The sequence below is a fragment of the Enterobacter sp. C4G1 genome, from assembly GCF_052886895.1.
The window spans coordinates 1,429,317-1,444,709 of record NZ_JBQVVV010000002.1; the positions used below are offsets into that span (position 1 = coordinate 1,429,317).

13 protein-coding genes and 1 pseudogene are annotated in these 15,393 nt (G+C 53.1%); 5 read left to right on the forward strand and 9 right to left on the reverse strand.

All coding sequences use genetic code 11. From position 1 onward, the window contains the following. Positions 1-67: 67 nt before the first annotated feature. From ACT9TW_RS20750 to ACT9TW_RS20780, 7 genes and pseudogenes are all read right to left on the reverse strand, one after another. Positions 68-1,462: a glycoside hydrolase family 1 protein gene (locus ACT9TW_RS20750; protein WP_182061748.1), complete on the reverse strand. Its 1,395-nt coding sequence runs from the start codon at positions 1,460-1,462 to the stop codon at positions 68-70. A gap of 12 nt (positions 1,463-1,474) precedes the next feature. Continuing rightward, positions 1,475-3,446, reverse strand: a pseudogene (gene bglF / locus ACT9TW_RS20755) (PTS beta-glucoside transporter subunit IIABC). 25 nt (positions 3,447-3,471) lie between these two features. Beyond that, a complete protein-coding gene (bglG, locus tag ACT9TW_RS20760; RefSeq protein WP_014071014.1) occupies positions 3,472-4,305 on the reverse strand; it encodes a transcriptional antiterminator BglG in 834 nt (277 codons plus the stop codon). 165 nt (positions 4,306-4,470) lie between these two features. Next, the gene (locus ACT9TW_RS20765; protein ID WP_182061749.1) at positions 4,471-5,826 is read right to left on the reverse strand and encodes a carbohydrate porin; all 1,356 of its coding nucleotides are present in this window, start codon (positions 5,824-5,826) and stop codon (positions 4,471-4,473) included. A gap of 354 nt (positions 5,827-6,180) precedes the next feature. Next, on the reverse strand, positions 6,181-7,113 hold the full coding sequence (dusC, locus tag ACT9TW_RS20770) for a tRNA dihydrouridine(16) synthase DusC (RefSeq protein ID WP_446493573.1): 933 nt from the start codon (positions 7,111-7,113) through the stop codon (positions 6,181-6,183). A gap of 65 nt (positions 7,114-7,178) precedes the next feature. Further along, positions 7,179-7,958, reverse strand: a complete 780-nt coding sequence (gene map, locus ACT9TW_RS20775; protein WP_446493574.1) for a type I methionyl aminopeptidase — start codon at positions 7,956-7,958, stop codon at positions 7,179-7,181. Further along, the gene (locus tag ACT9TW_RS20780) at positions 7,939-8,157 is read right to left on the reverse strand and encodes a ParD-like family protein (RefSeq protein WP_014071020.1); all 219 of its coding nucleotides are present in this window, start codon (positions 8,155-8,157) and stop codon (positions 7,939-7,941) included. The genes map and ACT9TW_RS20780 overlap by 20 nt, the downstream gene beginning before the upstream one ends. 185 nt (positions 8,158-8,342) lie before the next feature. Between ACT9TW_RS20780 and ACT9TW_RS20785 the strand changes: the two genes are divergently transcribed. The 5 genes from ACT9TW_RS20785 (at position 8,343) to ACT9TW_RS20805 (ending at position 12,799) form a co-directional block, all read left to right on the forward strand. Next, a complete protein-coding gene (locus ACT9TW_RS20785) occupies positions 8,343-8,738 on the forward strand; it encodes a CidA/LrgA family protein (protein ID WP_182061752.1) in 396 nt (131 codons plus the stop codon). Then, positions 8,735-9,430, forward strand: a complete 696-nt coding sequence (locus ACT9TW_RS20790; RefSeq protein WP_446493575.1) for a CidB/LrgB family autolysis modulator — start codon at positions 8,735-8,737, stop codon at positions 9,428-9,430. The genes ACT9TW_RS20785 and ACT9TW_RS20790 overlap by 4 nt, the downstream gene beginning before the upstream one ends. A gap of 128 nt (positions 9,431-9,558) precedes the next feature. Continuing rightward, complete coding sequence (gene cdd, locus ACT9TW_RS20795; RefSeq protein WP_315686186.1) at positions 9,559-10,443, forward strand: cytidine deaminase; 885 nt, start codon at positions 9,559-9,561, stop codon at positions 10,441-10,443. A gap of 127 nt (positions 10,444-10,570) precedes the next feature. Then, positions 10,571-11,290 carry an outer membrane permeability protein SanA gene (sanA, locus tag ACT9TW_RS20800; protein WP_182061755.1) on the forward strand — a complete coding sequence of 240 codons (720 nt, stop codon included), beginning with the start codon at positions 10,571-10,573 and terminating at the stop codon, positions 11,288-11,290. 120 nt (positions 11,291-11,410) lie between these two features. Then, positions 11,411-12,799 (forward strand): glutamine synthetase family protein, encoded by a 1,389-nt coding sequence (locus ACT9TW_RS20805; protein WP_446493576.1) that lies wholly within the window; start codon positions 11,411-11,413, stop codon positions 12,797-12,799. Between the two features lie 46 nt (positions 12,800-12,845). Here ACT9TW_RS20805 and mglC read toward each other — a convergent pair whose 3' ends face one another. Both mglC and mglA read right to left on the reverse strand, forming a co-directional pair. Beyond that, positions 12,846-13,856, reverse strand: a complete 1,011-nt coding sequence (gene mglC / locus ACT9TW_RS20810; RefSeq protein WP_182061756.1) for a galactose/methyl galactoside ABC transporter permease MglC — start codon at positions 13,854-13,856, stop codon at positions 12,846-12,848. A gap of 15 nt (positions 13,857-13,871) precedes the next feature. Further along, positions 13,872-15,392: a galactose/methyl galactoside ABC transporter ATP-binding protein MglA gene (mglA, locus tag ACT9TW_RS20815; protein WP_014071027.1), complete on the reverse strand. Its 1,521-nt coding sequence runs from the start codon at positions 15,390-15,392 to the stop codon at positions 13,872-13,874. Position 15,393 lies beyond the last annotated feature (1 nt).

Below are 15,393 nucleotides of genomic sequence, written 5' to 3' on the forward strand. Positions count from 1 at the left end.
ATATTTAATACCCAAACTAATTATTAACCCGACAGAAATAAAATCTGCCGGGTTAATAACCAGTGTTTTACACTTTCAGTGACGCGCCTTTTGTGGCAATCACTTCTTTATACCAGTGGAAACTTTTCTTACGGCTGCGCGCCAGCGTCCCTTTTCCGCTATCGTCACGGTCGACATAAATAAAGCCATAGCGTTTAGACAGTTCCGCTTTAGAGGCGCTTACCAGGTCGATTGGCCCCCAGCTGGTATAGCCCATCACCTCAACGCCGTCGTCAATCGCCTCACGCACCTGGACCAGGTGATCGTTGAGATAGCTGATACGGTAGTCGTCCTGCACCACGCCTTCAGCATCCGGTTTGTCTTTCGCGCCCAGACCGTTTTCCACAATAAACAGCGGTTTCTGATAGCGATCCCACAGCACGTTCAGCAGGGTGCGCAGGCCAACCGGGTCAATCTGCCAGCCCCACTCAGAGCTTGCGAGGTGCGGGTTTGGCACCATGCTCAGGATATTGCCGCGCGCCTGCTGGTTCAGCTCTTCATCGGTGGTCACACAGCCGGTCATGTAATAGCTGAACGAGATAAAATCGATGGTCGATTTCAGCGCATCGCGATCTGCATCGGTAATCTCCAGCTGAATGCCATTATCACGGAAGAAACGCAGCATGTAGCCCGGATAGGCGCCACGGCACTGTACGTCGCCGAAGAACTGCCAGGCGCGGTTTTCCTGAAGTGCTTCCAGCACATCTTCTGGTTTACAGGTCAGCGGATACATCAGGCCGCCCAGCAGCATGTTGCCAATTCTGGCATCAGGAATAATGTCATGGCAGGCTTTTACCGCCAGCGCGCTGGCCACCAACTGGTGGTGAATAGCCTGATACACCTCGCCTTTACTGCTGGTTTCCGGCAGGCCAACACCGGTCATTGGCGCGTGCAGCGACATGTTGATCTCGTTGAAGGTCAGCCACAGTTTGACTTTCTCTTTGTAACGCGCAAACACGGTACGGGCGTAGCGTTCGAAGAAACCAATCACCTGACGGCTGCCCCAGCCGCCATACTGCTTCACCAGTCCCCACGGCATTTCATAGTGCGACAGGGTGACCAGCGGCGTGATGTTGTGCGCGGCCAGTTCGTCGAACAGCTTGTCGTAAAACGCCAGGCCCGCTTCGTTTGGCTGTTGTTCATCCCCGTTCGGGAAGATGCGCGTCCAGGCAATCGAGACACGCAGGCAGCTAAAGCCCATCTCGGCAAACAGGGCAATGTCTTCCGGGTAGCGATGATAGAAATCGATCGCCACATCTTTAATGCCGTTGTCACCCGCCACGCGCTCCACCACCGGGCCAAACACCCCCTGTGGCTGGACGTCAGAGGTGGACAACCCTTTGCCATCGGTCAGGTAAGCGCCTTCTACCTGATTCGCGGCAACCGCGCCGCCCCATAAAAAATCATCCGGGAAAGTTTTCATCACGTTCTCCTGTTATTGATGGCTTACGCTGAGTAACGGGGTTCCGGCATTGACGGACGTCGCCGCCACGGTCACCACTTCGCGGTACTCGTCGCTGTTACTGATAATAATCGGGGTCGCCAGATCGTATCCGGCATCAAGAATGGCCTGACGATCAAACTCCAGCAGCAGGTCGCCTGGCTGTACTTTGTCTCCCACCTTCACGTGGGCGGTAAATGGCTTGCCGTCGAGTTTCACGGTGTCGATCCCCACATGGATCAACACTTCAATGCCACTTTCACTGAGCAGGCCGATGGCATGTTTGGTCTGGAACAGCGAGGCCACCTCGCCGGCAAACGGCGCAATTACCTTGTTATCCGCGGGAATGATGGCCGCACCGTTGCCCAGCAGGCCGCTGGCGAAGGTGGCGTCCGGCACCTGGTCCAGCGCCAGCACGGTACCGGTCATCGGCGACAAGACTTCGTTTTCGCCTACGCTCGCCGGTACTGCCGTTTCTGGCGCGGTACGCCGTGGCATCCCCGCCACCAGCGTCAGGCCGCAGCTCAGCACCAGCGCCACGACGGTACCGATAATACCGCCCCACAGAGTTGCATCCACGCCGCCTGGCGGGATCATCTGCGCGATGGTAAAGATGTTGGCAAAGCCGAACGAATAGACATGGGTATCGCTAAAGCCGACAATCGCCCCACCGATCGCCCCCGCCACACAGCCAAAGATAAACGGGCGGCGCAGCGGCAGGTTAACGCCATACACCGCCGGTTCGGTAATCCCGAAAATCCCCGCCGTGACAGACGACCCCGCCAGCATTTTCTGGCGTGCATCACGGGTACGCAGGAAGATGCCGAGCGCTGCGCCAACCTGCCCGAACACGGCAGGCAACAGCATCGGCAGCATGGAGTCGTGACCCAGCACGGCCAGGTTGTTGATCATCAGCGGTACCAGCCCCCAGTGCAGGCCGAAGATCACGCAGACCTGCCACAGCGCACCCATTGCCGCCCCCGCCAGCCACGGTGCCAGCACGTAAATCCACTGGTAGCCGTTCGCCAGCATCTGGCTCAGCCAGGTCGCCAGCGGGCCAATCACCAGGAAGGTCAGAGGCACGGTAATACCTAAACAGATCAGCGGCGCGAAGAAGTTTTTCATCGACGGCGGCAGAAGCTTCGTGCTCTGTTTTTCCAGCCAGCAGCTCACCCAGGCCGCGAGGATAATCGGGATCACCGACGAACTGTAGTTGAACCAGGTCACCGGAATACCGAGGAATGCATCAGCCACCGCATCCGACTGCTGGCTCGCGTTAAACGCCGAGATCATCAATGGGTGTGTCAGTGCGCCACCAATCACCATGGTGATAAATGGGTTGCCGCCAAACTTCTTCCCGGCGGTGTAGCCCAGCACCAGCGGGAAGAAGAAGAACAGCGCGTCACTGGCCGCAAACCAGATTTTATAAGTCCCGCTGTCGGTGGTGAGCCAGCCGCACACCACCGCCAGGGCCAGCAGTCCTTTCAGGATCCCTGAAGCCGCCAGGATGCCGATAAACGGAGTGAAAATCCCGGAGACGATGTCAATCAGACGCCCCAGCAGATTGCCTTTTTCACCCTTCTCTTCCACGACGGGCGTATCATCCGTCAGCCCTGCTTCGCTTCGTACCGCCTTCCAGACGCTGTTCACATGGTTACCAATCACCACCTGAAACTGGCCGCCGCTTTCGACAACCATAATCACGCCCGGATTTTTCTTCAGCCCTTCGGCGTTCGCTTTTTGATTGTCTTTCAGTTTGAAGCGCAGTCGGGTGGCACAATGCACCAGACTGACAATGTTCTCTTTTCCGCCAACGTGGCCGAGAATATCCTTCGCTAAAGCCTGGTATTCCATCTCGATTTCCTTACATCCGATGCCCGCAGGCACCTGTTGACTGAGTATAAAAATAAAAAAACCCGAGAACGTCCTCCTTTCGAAGGCCGCGCTCAGGTTTTGCCTGCGTTATGCAGTAACAATCCAGATTTTGAGGCTTAACGCCCCTCTTTTCTCACCCGTTCAATATGAATGGCGAGGAACATAATTTCTTCGGTTGTCAGCTCACGCTGATAACTTTTCTGCAAATGCTGCGCGATTTTCTCGGCGCACTTCCAGGCTTTCGCGTAGTTGTCTTTCACCGCCGTATGCAGAGATACATCATCGTCTTCCACCACAGTGCGGGTGAGCATCCGTTGGGCAAAGAACTTCAGATGGGTAACAAAACGCTGATAGCTTAACGACTCTTCGTCGTACTCCAGGTGCAGCTGGTATTTCACCAGTTGCAGGATCTCCTGCATGACCCGGGTAACGTGCATCACTTCCGGCATTTCGCTGTTCAGCTGCGCGGTCACCAGATGCAGCGCGATAAACCCGGCCTCATCCTCTGCCAGTTCGACATTCAGGCGTTTGGCGATAATGGCCCGCGCCTCTTGCCCCAGTTCGAACTCTTTTGGATACAGGCGTTTAATATCCCACAGCAGCACGTTTTTGATTGCCAGCCCTTTCTTTTGCCGTTCAATCGCAAAGTAGCAGTGGTCCGTTAAGGTGATATACAGACTGTCCTGCAATTTCCCTAACCGCTGCGCTGCCAGTCCAATGATGCGGTCACAGGTGGTCATCACTTCCAGCGGGATCTGGCTCAGTAGTTCCCCAAGCCGACGCACCAGTTCGTCACTTTGCAGTGCAAACACTTTTTCGACAAGCGCAGTATCCAACTCTTCACCGACGCGCTTCTGGAAGGCAAGTCCTCGCCCCATCACAACCTGTTCGCGCCCGCGTTCATCCTGAACAACCACCACATTATTATTAAGAATTTTGGCGATTTTCATCGGAACCCCAGAAACAAAAAAACCTGACCTCCGGCAGATGCCAGAAAATCAGGTTTTGCCTGCCTAAGCAGTAACAATCCAGTTCTGGCACTCTATCAGTTTCATTCGTAGCCTCAATGTGTCACGAGCAAAAACGTGACGCAGATCGTACTTGCTACGCTTTAATCAGAAGGTCACAACGGTTTTCAGTTCGGTTACCCATGCATCCTGAGTGCGGGCAACCCCGCCCGGATGGTGCCAGTACTGAATACCCGGTTGCAGCTCCAGCCAGGATACCGGGCGGAAGCGATAATAGAATTCACCGTTCACCGAGTGACCCGGAACCGGGTGATACGCCGGATCGTTATAGTCCGAAACCCCGCTCAGGGAATTCAGATAGCGCTGGTTACGCGCGTACTGGCTGCTCATATCAATCCAGGTCAGACCAAAGCCAATCCAGTCATCCGGTCGGGCATCAAACAGCCCGCGGTAGCGTAGCGAGGCGGCGTAGACCTGATGCATATAGTTACTGCTTTGATCGGCAAGGCTCATGCTGACAGAGGTGCTCAGACCGCGATTGGGATCGTCCTGATGCCGCGTCAGCTGCTGGTTCAGCCCGGCATACATAAACCAGGTCCGGTTATGCTCTTCGTATCCTTCAGGGTCACTTGCCCCTGCACCACCCGATTTTCCGCGATAGAGGTCAGCCTGTGGCGCATTGGTAAACACCACGCCCAGGTTGTACGCCCCCGGCAGCCCGTTAATCAGCGGACGGGCTTCGATTTCAACCGGCAGTAAGACGCCCTGGCTGCCCTTCGTTGACCAGCTCCAGGCGTGGTTACGGCTGGAGGCATCCGGGTTTTGCTCCATCACACCGCCTTTTAAGGTAACGGTTGGCGTCACTTTATACTCAAGCGTGGTGCCCCAGGTGTGGACGTTCCAGTTGTTCCAGGTCAGCGAGTTGGCCGATTTCCCGCCGCACTGGGAGAGCATCTGGAAATCACACGGGATGATTTGGTCGAAGGTTTGCACCTTGTTCATCATTCCGATACGCCAGGTCAGGCGACGGTCATCAAAGCTACGGGCAAAGGTCAGCCAGCCCAGACGGGTAATGGACTGCCCTCCCCAACTCTCCTGGGTCAGGTCATTAAAGTTGACGCGCGGATCCTGCACACGTTTGGTGGTGAGATCGTCGTTGTGATTACGGTTGACGATATTCCCTTCGATGCGTGCATCCGGGATGCCGGTCCAGCGTTCCAGATCCTGATTGAAGGTCAATGCAAACTGGTCAATATAGGCCACATGGGAGTCGTGGTTGTAACCGCCGCCGCCATTCCAGCCGATTTCATTCAGATAGCCCAGATTGTAGGTAAACCCGTTGTCATTGAGGATCTTACGAATACCGAGCATATCGCCCAGGATCGGGTCGGGCGGCGCTTCAAAACCTAACACCGTCCCGTTCCACTCCTGCGCCATCGACAAAGGAGAAACCGTCAATAAGGCAAGTGCGCACAGCTTATAGTGAATATTTTTATATGCCATAATTAAACCTGTGATTGAGTATTTAGTGCGTAACCGGTCGCAGGCAATTTATATATCGCCTGTCATCATTAAATTTATTTTGGTAATAGCAGCCCGTGCAGTTATTCAATAACCACAAATGGTGTCCTGCTTTATTTCTGCGTATCGCGTTAAGGCAAATGTCTCTCCTGCGTAAATGACAGGCAAAAAAAAACCTAAGCGTTCCACAGCGATGAGTGCCGTGGAACGCTTAGGTTTTGCCTGTTAACCAGTAACAATCCTGCGTTGAAAACAGTGGCACCTTAACACCCTCGTGCCACATTGAAAACCGGATTTGTTTTATATATTAAAAAAGTGTGAGCAAATTAACGCTTATTATTTTGACTGAATGACGCGTGCAATATCCGCCGATGTCTGTAACGTGCGGATCTCCTGGAATAATCCCAGCGCCTCAGAATATTCTTTACGCAAATAACTCAGCCACTGTTTAATCCGCGCGACGTGATACAAACCGGTATCCCCCTGCTTTTCCAGGCGGGTATATTTTTGCAGTAAGGTGACGACATCCGGCCAGGCCATGCGTGGCTCATTGTATTTCACCACCCGGCTGAGGTTCGGCACGTTAAGGGCGCCACGCCCAATCATCACCGCATCACAGCCGGTCTCTTTCAGACAGGCCTGCGCGCTGGCGTAATCCCAGATTTCGCCGTTGGCGATAACGGGAATGGTGAGTCTTTTGCGGATCTCGCCAATTGCCTGCCAGTTGATGCGTTCGGCTTTGTAGCCATCTTCTTTGGTGCGACCATGCACCACCAGCTCGGTGGCCCCGGCCTGCTGCGCCGCATCGGCGATTTCAAACTGCCGTGCATCGCTGTCCCAGCCCAGGCGCACTTTTACCGTCACCGGCAAATGTGAGGGCACGGCTTCACGCATGGCTTTCGCGCCACGGTAAATCAGCTCCGGATCTTTGAGCAAGGTCGCCCCGCCGCCGCTGCCGTTCACAAGCTTAGACGGACAGCCACAGTTGAGATCAACCCCATACGAGCCAAGCTCAACCGCGCGGGCGGCGTTTTCCGCCAGCCATTCAGGATACTGACCCAACAGCTGAATACGCACCAGCGTGCCAGAGGTGGTACGGCTCTGACGATGCAGCTCCGGGCAGAGTCGGTAGAATGATTTTGCTGGCAGCAACATATCGACCACGCGCAAAAACTCCGTCACGCAGAGATCGTAATCGTTCACCTCGGTCAGAAGTTCGCGTACGAGGGAATCGAGCACGCCTTCCATTGGGGCCAGTAAAACACGCATATCAGTACCTGTGAAAAAAGACGCGCTATAGTAGCCGCTCTCCAGGTATGTTGAAAGCCCGGAGGTTAATCCGGGATCGTCTCGTCAGGCCGCAGAGTAAGGACGTCAAAACCATCGGCTGTGACGGCAATGGTATGCTCCCACTGGGCCGACAGTTTTTTATCGCGGGTGACCACCGTCCAGCCATCTTTTTTGGTTTTGATCCGGCTGTCACCCTGGTTCACCATCGGCTCAATGGTAAACACCATTCCCTCTTTCAGCACCGCGCCTTCACCCGGTTTGCCGTAGTGCAGCACCTGCGGATCTTCGTGCATCTCTTTACCCACACCGTGTCCGCAATATTCGCGCACCACGCTGTAGCCGTTGCCTTCAACATGCGACTGAATGGCGTGGCCAATGTCCCCAAGCGTTGCGCCAGGTTTCACCGCCTTGATCCCCTTCCACATGGCCTCATAGGTTTTTTTCACCAGCCGACGCGCCAGCGGTGACACGTCACCAATCAGGTACATTTTGCTGGAGTCGGCAATCAGGCCGCCTTTCTCAAGGGTGATATCCACGTTGACAATTGACCCGATTTTCAGGTGCTCCGACTCTTTCGGGATCCCGTGGCAGACGACCTCGTTTACCGAGGTGTTCAGCACGTACGGAAAGTCATACTGCCCTTTACTGGCCGGGCGGGAGTGCAGCTCATTAACAATAAAATCTTCCACCCGGTTGTTGATTGCCATCGTCGTGACCCCGGGCTGGATAAATCCGTCTAACATGGTAAACACGGAGGCAAGCAGTTCGCCGGCATGGCGCTGCGTTGCAAGCTCATCAGCCGTTTTAATGATTATTGACGGCATTGATCACCTCCAGCAGACGGTCGGATCCTGATTTCAGCATCATCATCTTAATTTGTTGGTAATTGAGTTCAGGATAGAGTTCGCACAGCATCCCCAGACGGAGCCAGTATTCGGCCTGCGCGTTCACCGAGCGCGACATAGCCTTGCTGGCATCGCGGATGTCGTCATGCAGCAGGTCAGATATTTTTACGATTCCCATTTATACATACCGTTACGATTCATATATGAATCATATATTCTCATTTAACCGGCGCCCTGTCCATTTGTGGAAATGCCCGACGTTCCATTCAGGAATGTCTGGTATGCTCAAAATTCATGATGTGATCCGTGGCACATTTCCGGGTTTAATTGTATGATGAATGCGTTTCATCAAGGACTTTCACCATGAGCAAATCATTGAATATCATCTGGCAGTACTTGCGCGCATTCGTCCTGATTTACGCTTGCCTCTACGCCGGGATTTTCCTCGCGTCGCTGCTTCCTATCACCATTCCTGGCAGCATTATCGGGATGCTGATCCTGTTTGTTCTGCTGGCGCTGCAAATCCTGCCGGCAAAATGGGTCAACCCTGGCTGCTTTGTGCTCATCCGCTATATGGCCCTGCTGTTCGTGCCTATCGGTGTCGGGGTGATGCAGTACTTTGATTTGCTCAAAGCCCAGTTCGGCCCCATCGTTGTGTCTTGCACGATAAGCACGCTGGTGGTTTTCCTGGTAGTCAGTTGGAGTTCGCATCTGGTTCACGGCGAACGTAAAGTGGTTGGGGAGAAAACAAAAAAATGATGGCCAATATCTGGTGGTCGCTGCCGTTAACGCTGGTCGTGTTCTTCGCCGCACGTAAACTTGCCGTACGTTTTAAGATGCCATTACTTAACCCACTGCTGGTAGCAATGGTGGTGATTATTCCGTTTCTGCTGCTGACGGGCATCCCGTATGAGCGCTATTTCGCTGGCAGCAAAATTTTAAACGACCTGCTGCAACCTGCCGTTGTCGCACTCGCCTTTCCTTTATATGAACAGTTACATCAGATCCGCGCGCGCTGGAAATCCATCATCACCATCTGTTTTGTCGGTAGCCTGGTAGCGATGATCACCGGGACTTCCGTCGCGCTATTGATGGGGGCATCTGCGCAAATTGCCGCTTCTATTTTGCCGAAATCCGTCACCACGCCTATTGCGATGGCCGTAGGTGGCAGCATCGGCGGCATTCCGGCGATCAGCGCCATGTGCGTCATTTTTGTCGGTATTCTGGGTGCGGTATTTGGCCATACTCTGCTGAATCTCATGAAAATCCGGACTAAGGCCGCCCGTGGCCTGGCGATGGGTACCGCCTCACACGCCCTGGGCACCGCGCGCTGCGCTGAGATGGATTATCAGGAAGGTGCATTTAGCTCGCTGGCGCTGGTGATCTGCGGGATCATGACCTCCCTGATTGCGCCATTCCTGTTCCCGATTATTCTGGCCGTTGTGGGGTAAAATTTGCGATGCGTCGCGCAAATTTCATTTTGTTTTCATAAGTTGCATACATAATGAGAATTGGATCACATATTAAGCCCTGACGGCTCCGTACACTACCGATCCATTAACCTTTATGAGGCATCGCCATGCATCCACGTTTTCAAGCCGCTTTCGCCCAGCTTGCAGAGAATTTGCAGTCAGCCCTGGCCCCGGTTCTGGCGGATGAGCATTTCCCCGCCCTGCTGACGGCAGAGCACGTCACGACGCTTAAACAGGCGACGGGGCTGGACGAAGACGCGCTGGCTTTCGCACTGTTGCCGCTGGCTGCCGCCTGTGCCCGCGCCGATCTCTCCCACTTCAACGTTGGTGCCATTGCTCGCGGCGTGAGCGGAACCTGGTATTTCGGCGGGAATATGGAATTCCTCGGCGCGACCATGCAGCAAACGGTTCATGCAGAGCAGAGTGCCATCAGCCACGCCTGGCTTCGTGGTGAAACAGCGCTGAGTGCCATTACCGTAAACTACACCCCGTGTGGTCACTGTCGCCAGTTTATGAATGAACTGAACAGCGGGCTGCAACTGCGTATCAACCTGCCAGGCCGTGCACCGCACACCCTGGGAGATTACCTGCCAGACGCCTTCGGTCCAAAAGATCTCGATATCAAAACACTGCTGATGGACGAGCAGGATCATGGCTTTGCGCTTTCCGGTGACGCGCTGAGTGAAGCGGCAATTGCTGCTGCAAATAAAAGCCATACCCCATACAGCAAATCACCAAGCGGTGTGGCGCTTCAGTGCCGTGATGGCCGCATCTTTAGCGGCAGTTACGCTGAAAATGCGGCATTCAACCCAACGCTGCCGCCTCTGCAAGGCGCACTGAACCTGCTGAACCTGAACGGATACGATTACCCTGATATCCAGCGCGCGATTCTGGCAGAAATTGCCGATGCACCGCTGATCCAGTGGGATGCGACCGCCGCCACGCTGAAAGCGCTCGGCTGTACCACCATTGATCGTGTACTGCTTGCGTAATACTGAGTGCGGGCAGAAATGCCCGCATATCTGATGAAAAACCCCTCAGTTGAATCGCTGTTTCTTGCTCTTACCGGACGGGTAAAGTAGCCTGAGTGAAATCCCATCTTCGGAACGAGCCATCTGCATGTTAAAGCGCGTTTTTTACAGCCTGTCTGTCCTGGTCGGCATACTGCTGTTGACTGCGCTTGGCCTCGACCGCTGGATGAGCTGGAAAACCGCCCCCTACATCTTTGATGACCTGCAAGACCTCCCTTACCGCCAGGTTGGCGTGGTGCTCGGCACCGCCAAGTACTATCGCACTGGCGTTATCAATCAGTATTACCGTTACCGTATTCAGGGCGCGCTTAACGCCTACAACAGCGGCAAGGTGAATTACCTGCTGCTCAGCGGTGATAACGCACTGCAAAGCTATAACGAGCCGGTAACGATGCGTAAGGATTTGATTGCCGCAGGCGTCGATCCGGCCGATATCGTGCTCGACTATGCCGGTTTCCGTACCCTCGACTCTATCGTGCGGACTCGCAAGGTGTTCGACACTAACGACTTCATCATCATCACCCAGCGTTTCCACTGCGAACGGGCGCTGTTTATCGCGCTGCATATGGGTATTCAGGCCCAGTGTTACGCCGTGCCATCACCTAAAGACATGCTTAGCGTACGCGTACGTGAGTTTGGAGCCCGTTTTGGCGCGCTGGCCGACCTGTACATATTCAAACGTGAACCGCGCTTCTTAGGCCCGCTGGTGCCGATCCCGGCGATGCACGAAGTCCCCGAAGATGCGCAAGGTTACCCGGCGGTGACACCTGAGCAATTGCTGGATATGCAGAAAAAAGAGAAAAAATAGCCCTCTTTTATTCTTTCTTTACGACACCAGCCACTCTTTTTATCCCTCCTTTACACCCGCCCTTTTAAGCTGAGTTCACTGCCGTTACGGCTTCATTGAAGAATGACTATGAACTCAATAATGAACGCTTTTTTCCTGAAAAATATCCGCCACTACTTCAACTTTCCGGGCTTATCTCTTCCGGGGCCCCATAATTCCGGCCTCTATTTCGATGAGAAAATGGCTGCCATGAAGCACACGTTTTCGGTGGAAGTGGCGGATTATCTGGAGCGTTACCCGCAGACAAAACACATTGACGTTTACCTGAACGATATCAATGGCATTATGCGCGGTAAGCGGCTTTCAGTGGATAACATGCTGAGTCTCGAAAACGGCTGCTATTTCCCCCTCTCGGTCTATTCGATGGATCAGAAAGGGAAGATTTCCGCACCTCTTCATGATGAGCCAGACCGGCTATGCCTTCCGGTCGCCGGCTCCCTACGCCCTTCTTTGCACGATCCGCAGCACAGCGCGCAGATCCTCCTGACGATGAAAGACGCTAACGGGGAAGACTGTCCGTTTGAACCCCGCGTGATATTGCAGAATGTCCTTGAACGCTTCCACCAGCATGGGCTTTTCCCGGTGATTGCGCCGGAAGTTGAGTTCTATCTGACGGGGAAAGGCGCTCAGGATCCGCAAAATCAGGGCTGCTTTCATATGGACACCTCAGCGGCACACGCGGCACTGTTTGATGAGCTGGAACAGCTGGCACATTGCCAGCATATCCCACTCACCGGGATCGTAGCTGAGGCTGAATCCGGCCAGTTCGAACTGAACCTCAGGCACAGTCATCGGGTGGTTGAGACGTGCGATAACGTGCTGGCGTTACGCCGTTTGACCCGCTTTGTCGCCGACAAAAACGGTCTTCAGGCCAGCTTTATGGCTAAACCCTTTAGCCTTCAGTCCGGTAGTGGTCTGCATTTCCATTTCAGTCTGAATAATATTCACGGCGAAAACGTGTTTGCCTCACCCGCCGAGGAACTCAATGGCATGATGCGCTTATGTATCGCGGGCCAGCTGGCGCTGATGCCCGCATCCATTGCCATTCTTGCTCCGGGCGTTAACGGCTTCCGCCGTTTGCGTAAAAACCTGACCGAGCCGTTGTTCAATTCCTGGGGCTATAACACCCGCTCCGCCGCGCTACGCATACCCTGCTCGGACGAAGGCAATCGTCGTATTGAGTATCGGTTGGCCGGCGCAGATGCCAACCCCTATCTGGTGGTCGCTACCATCCTGACCGGTATGTTGTATGGACTAGAAAACGTCGATGAGCAAGATTTACAAGAGACGCAACATGATGAACCTGTACTGCCGCTTTTCCAGCAGCAAGCTATCGAGGCATTTTCCGGCAACCAATATCTCATTGATAGCCTGGGCGAGGCCTTTTCACAGCAGTGGATTGCCTGCAAACTTTCTGAGCTCGAAGGGTTTGAACGTATCGTCACCGAGCAAGAATTGACGCTTGCGTGAAATAAAAAGCCCGCTCAAAGAGCGGGCCTGATAATGCAAGGTGTCTTTATTTCTTACGGGCGTATTTCAGTGAATCCAGCGCAACCGCGAAGATGATGATTGCGCCTTTGATGATGTACTGCCAGTACGGGTTCACGCCGATGTAGGTCAGACCGTAGTTGATAACGGTGAAGATAATTACACCGGTTACCACGCCGAGCACCGTACCTACGCCGCCGCTGAAGGAAACGCCGCCGACCACGCACGCTGCAATCGCATCCAGTTCGTACATGAAGCCGAGGTTGTTGGTTGCAGAACCGATACGACCTGCTTCCAGCATCCCGCCGAAGGCGTAGAACACACCAGACAGGGCATAAATCATCAGCAGGTTCAGAGCCACGTTTACGCCAGATACTTTCGCCGCTTCAGGGTTACCACCGATTGCGAAGATGTTCTTACCGAAACGGGTTTTGTTCCACAGAACCCAGACGAAGGCCACCGCAATCAGTGCATAGAAGGTGATATAAGACAGGCGGAAGCTGCCCAGCGCGATAAACCCTTGCGTAAAGGTCGAGAAGCCGCTGTCGAAGCCTGAAATTGGGGACGCACCCACGAAGTCGTAATACAGGGAGTTGATACCGTAAACGATGATCATCGTACCTAAGGTGGTGATGAATGGCGTTACGTTCAGGTAAGCGATGATGATGCCGTTAATCAGGCCAATGATTGCACCGATGACACACACAATCAGGATCACCACGAAAATTGGCATGGTTGCCATTTCCGGGAACACTTTGTTGGCGTTTTCCATCGACTGCAACATGGTGGCGGCGATAACCGCGGCAAGGCCAACCTGACGCCCTGCGGAAAGGTCAGTACCCTGGGTCACAATCAGACCTGCCACGCCGAGTGCAATAATAATACGCACGGAAGACTGGGTCAGAATGTTACTCAAGTTCAGCAGGCTTAAGAACGTAGGGTCCTGGAAAATGATAATGGCCAGTAACACTAAAAGAACAACGTAAATACCGCCGTCTTTCAGATAAGTGAGAAAACTTTTTTTATTTAACGCACTCATGAGGAGCCCCTGATCTTAAAGGTGCAAAGACGCAAGACGGAGAATTTCGTTTTGCGTTGTCGTTTTGGTGTCAACAATACCGGCAACGAGACCATTGCTCATAACCAGAATACGATCTGTGATCCCTAACAATTCCGGCATTTCGGAAGAAATGATAATGATCCCTTTATTCTTTTTAGCCAGCTCAGCAATCAGCTGATAAATCTCAAACTTTGCACCCACATCGATACCGCGGGTTGGTTCATCCAGCATCAGAATTTCTGGCTGGGTTAATAACCAACGACCGATAATCACTTTCTGCTGGTTACCACCTGACAGAGAGCCGATTTGTGTACGGTGGCCTGGCGTTTTAACACGCATGGAGTCAATAACCCACTGGGTATCACTCTTCATACGGGAATTATCCAGCAGACCGACTTTGTTCTTATAATTACGAATATTCGAAATTAACGAGTTAAAGTTAATATCCAGATAAGCGTAAATACCGGTAGAACGACGTTCTTCTGTCACCAGCGCAAAACCATGGTTAATGGCTTCGTTAGCGTTGTGGTTGTTAATTTTTTTACCGTGCAGCGTAATAGTGCCGTCGGCTTTTTCGCGAATACCAAACAGGGTTTCCACGATATCGGTACGTTTGGCACCGACCAGCCCTGCGATCCCCAGAATTTCGCCTTTATGCAGGTCGAATGAGACATCGCGAATGGACGGCTGACGCAGCGAGGTCAGGTTACGCACCTCAAGGATCACTTCACCCGGTTTGTTCTCACGGTCCGGGAAGCGCTGGTTCAGCGAGCGGCCAACCATCATGGCAATGATCTTGTCCATGTCCAGGCCTTCGAGCGGCTGAGTGGCAATCCACTGACCGTCACGCAGGATGGTGATTTCATCGCACAACTGGAAGATCTCTTCCATTTTGTGCGAGATATAGACAATACCGCAGCCGCGATCTTTGAGTTTACGAATAATGGTAAAAAGGTGGTTAACCTCTTTTTCCGTTAATGACGATGTTGGTTCATCCATGATGACGATTTTTGCATCATAGGAGAACGCTTTTGCAATTTCGATCATCTGCATCTGGGATACCGATAATGTACCGACGCGGGCGCGCGGATCGATATCAATATCCAGTTCATCGAAAATGGCTTTGGTGTCGCGATACATTTTATCCTGATCGACAAACACACCTTTGGTTGGATAACGACCCAACCACATATTATCCATAACTGAACGTTGCAGTACCAGGTTCAATTCCTGGTGAACCATCGAGATACCGTTTTCCAGTGCTTCTTTAGCTGAATGGAAATCGATCTCTTTCCCCTGAAAAAGAATGCTGCCAGAATCTTTTTGATAGATCCCAAAAAGACATTTTAACAATGTTGATTTCCCCGCACCGTTTTCACCCATTAAGGCATGAATAGAGTGAGGACGAACTTTTAAATTAACATTATCGAGTGCCTTAACACCGGGAAAAGACTTGTTGACACCGGTCATTTCCAACAAGTATTCACCGGACGACTGAGTATTTGTGCTGACCATA

Coding starts and splice junctions, on each gene's coding strand:
- ACT9TW_RS20750 (WP_182061748.1), bottom strand. CDS start 1,462: ATGAAAACTTTCCCGGATGATTTTTTATGGGGCGGCGCGGTTGCCGCG.
- bglG (WP_014071014.1), bottom strand. CDS start 4,305: ATGAAAATCGCCAAAATTCTTAATAATAATGTGGTGGTTGTTCAGGAT.
- ACT9TW_RS20765 (WP_182061749.1), bottom strand. CDS start 5,826: ATGGCATATAAAAATATTCACTATAAGCTGTGCGCACTTGCCTTATTG.
- dusC (WP_446493573.1), bottom strand. CDS start 7,113: ATGCGTGTTTTACTGGCCCCAATGGAAGGCGTGCTCGATTCCCTCGTA.
- map (WP_446493574.1), bottom strand. CDS start 7,958: ATGCCGTCAATAATCATTAAAACGGCTGATGAGCTTGCAACGCAGCGC.
- ACT9TW_RS20780 (WP_014071020.1), bottom strand. CDS start 8,157: ATGGGAATCGTAAAAATATCTGACCTGCTGCATGACGACATCCGCGAT.
- ACT9TW_RS20785 (WP_182061752.1), top strand. CDS start 8,343: ATGAGCAAATCATTGAATATCATCTGGCAGTACTTGCGCGCATTCGTC.
- ACT9TW_RS20790 (WP_446493575.1), top strand. CDS start 8,735: ATGATGGCCAATATCTGGTGGTCGCTGCCGTTAACGCTGGTCGTGTTC.
- cdd (WP_315686186.1), top strand. CDS start 9,559: ATGCATCCACGTTTTCAAGCCGCTTTCGCCCAGCTTGCAGAGAATTTG.
- sanA (WP_182061755.1), top strand. CDS start 10,571: ATGTTAAAGCGCGTTTTTTACAGCCTGTCTGTCCTGGTCGGCATACTG.
- ACT9TW_RS20805 (WP_446493576.1), top strand. CDS start 11,411: ATGAACGCTTTTTTCCTGAAAAATATCCGCCACTACTTCAACTTTCCG.
- mglC (WP_182061756.1), bottom strand. CDS start 13,856: ATGAGTGCGTTAAATAAAAAAAGTTTTCTCACTTATCTGAAAGACGGC.
- mglA (WP_014071027.1), bottom strand. CDS start 15,392: ATGGTCAGCACAAATACTCAGTCGTCCGGTGAATACTTGTTGGAAATG.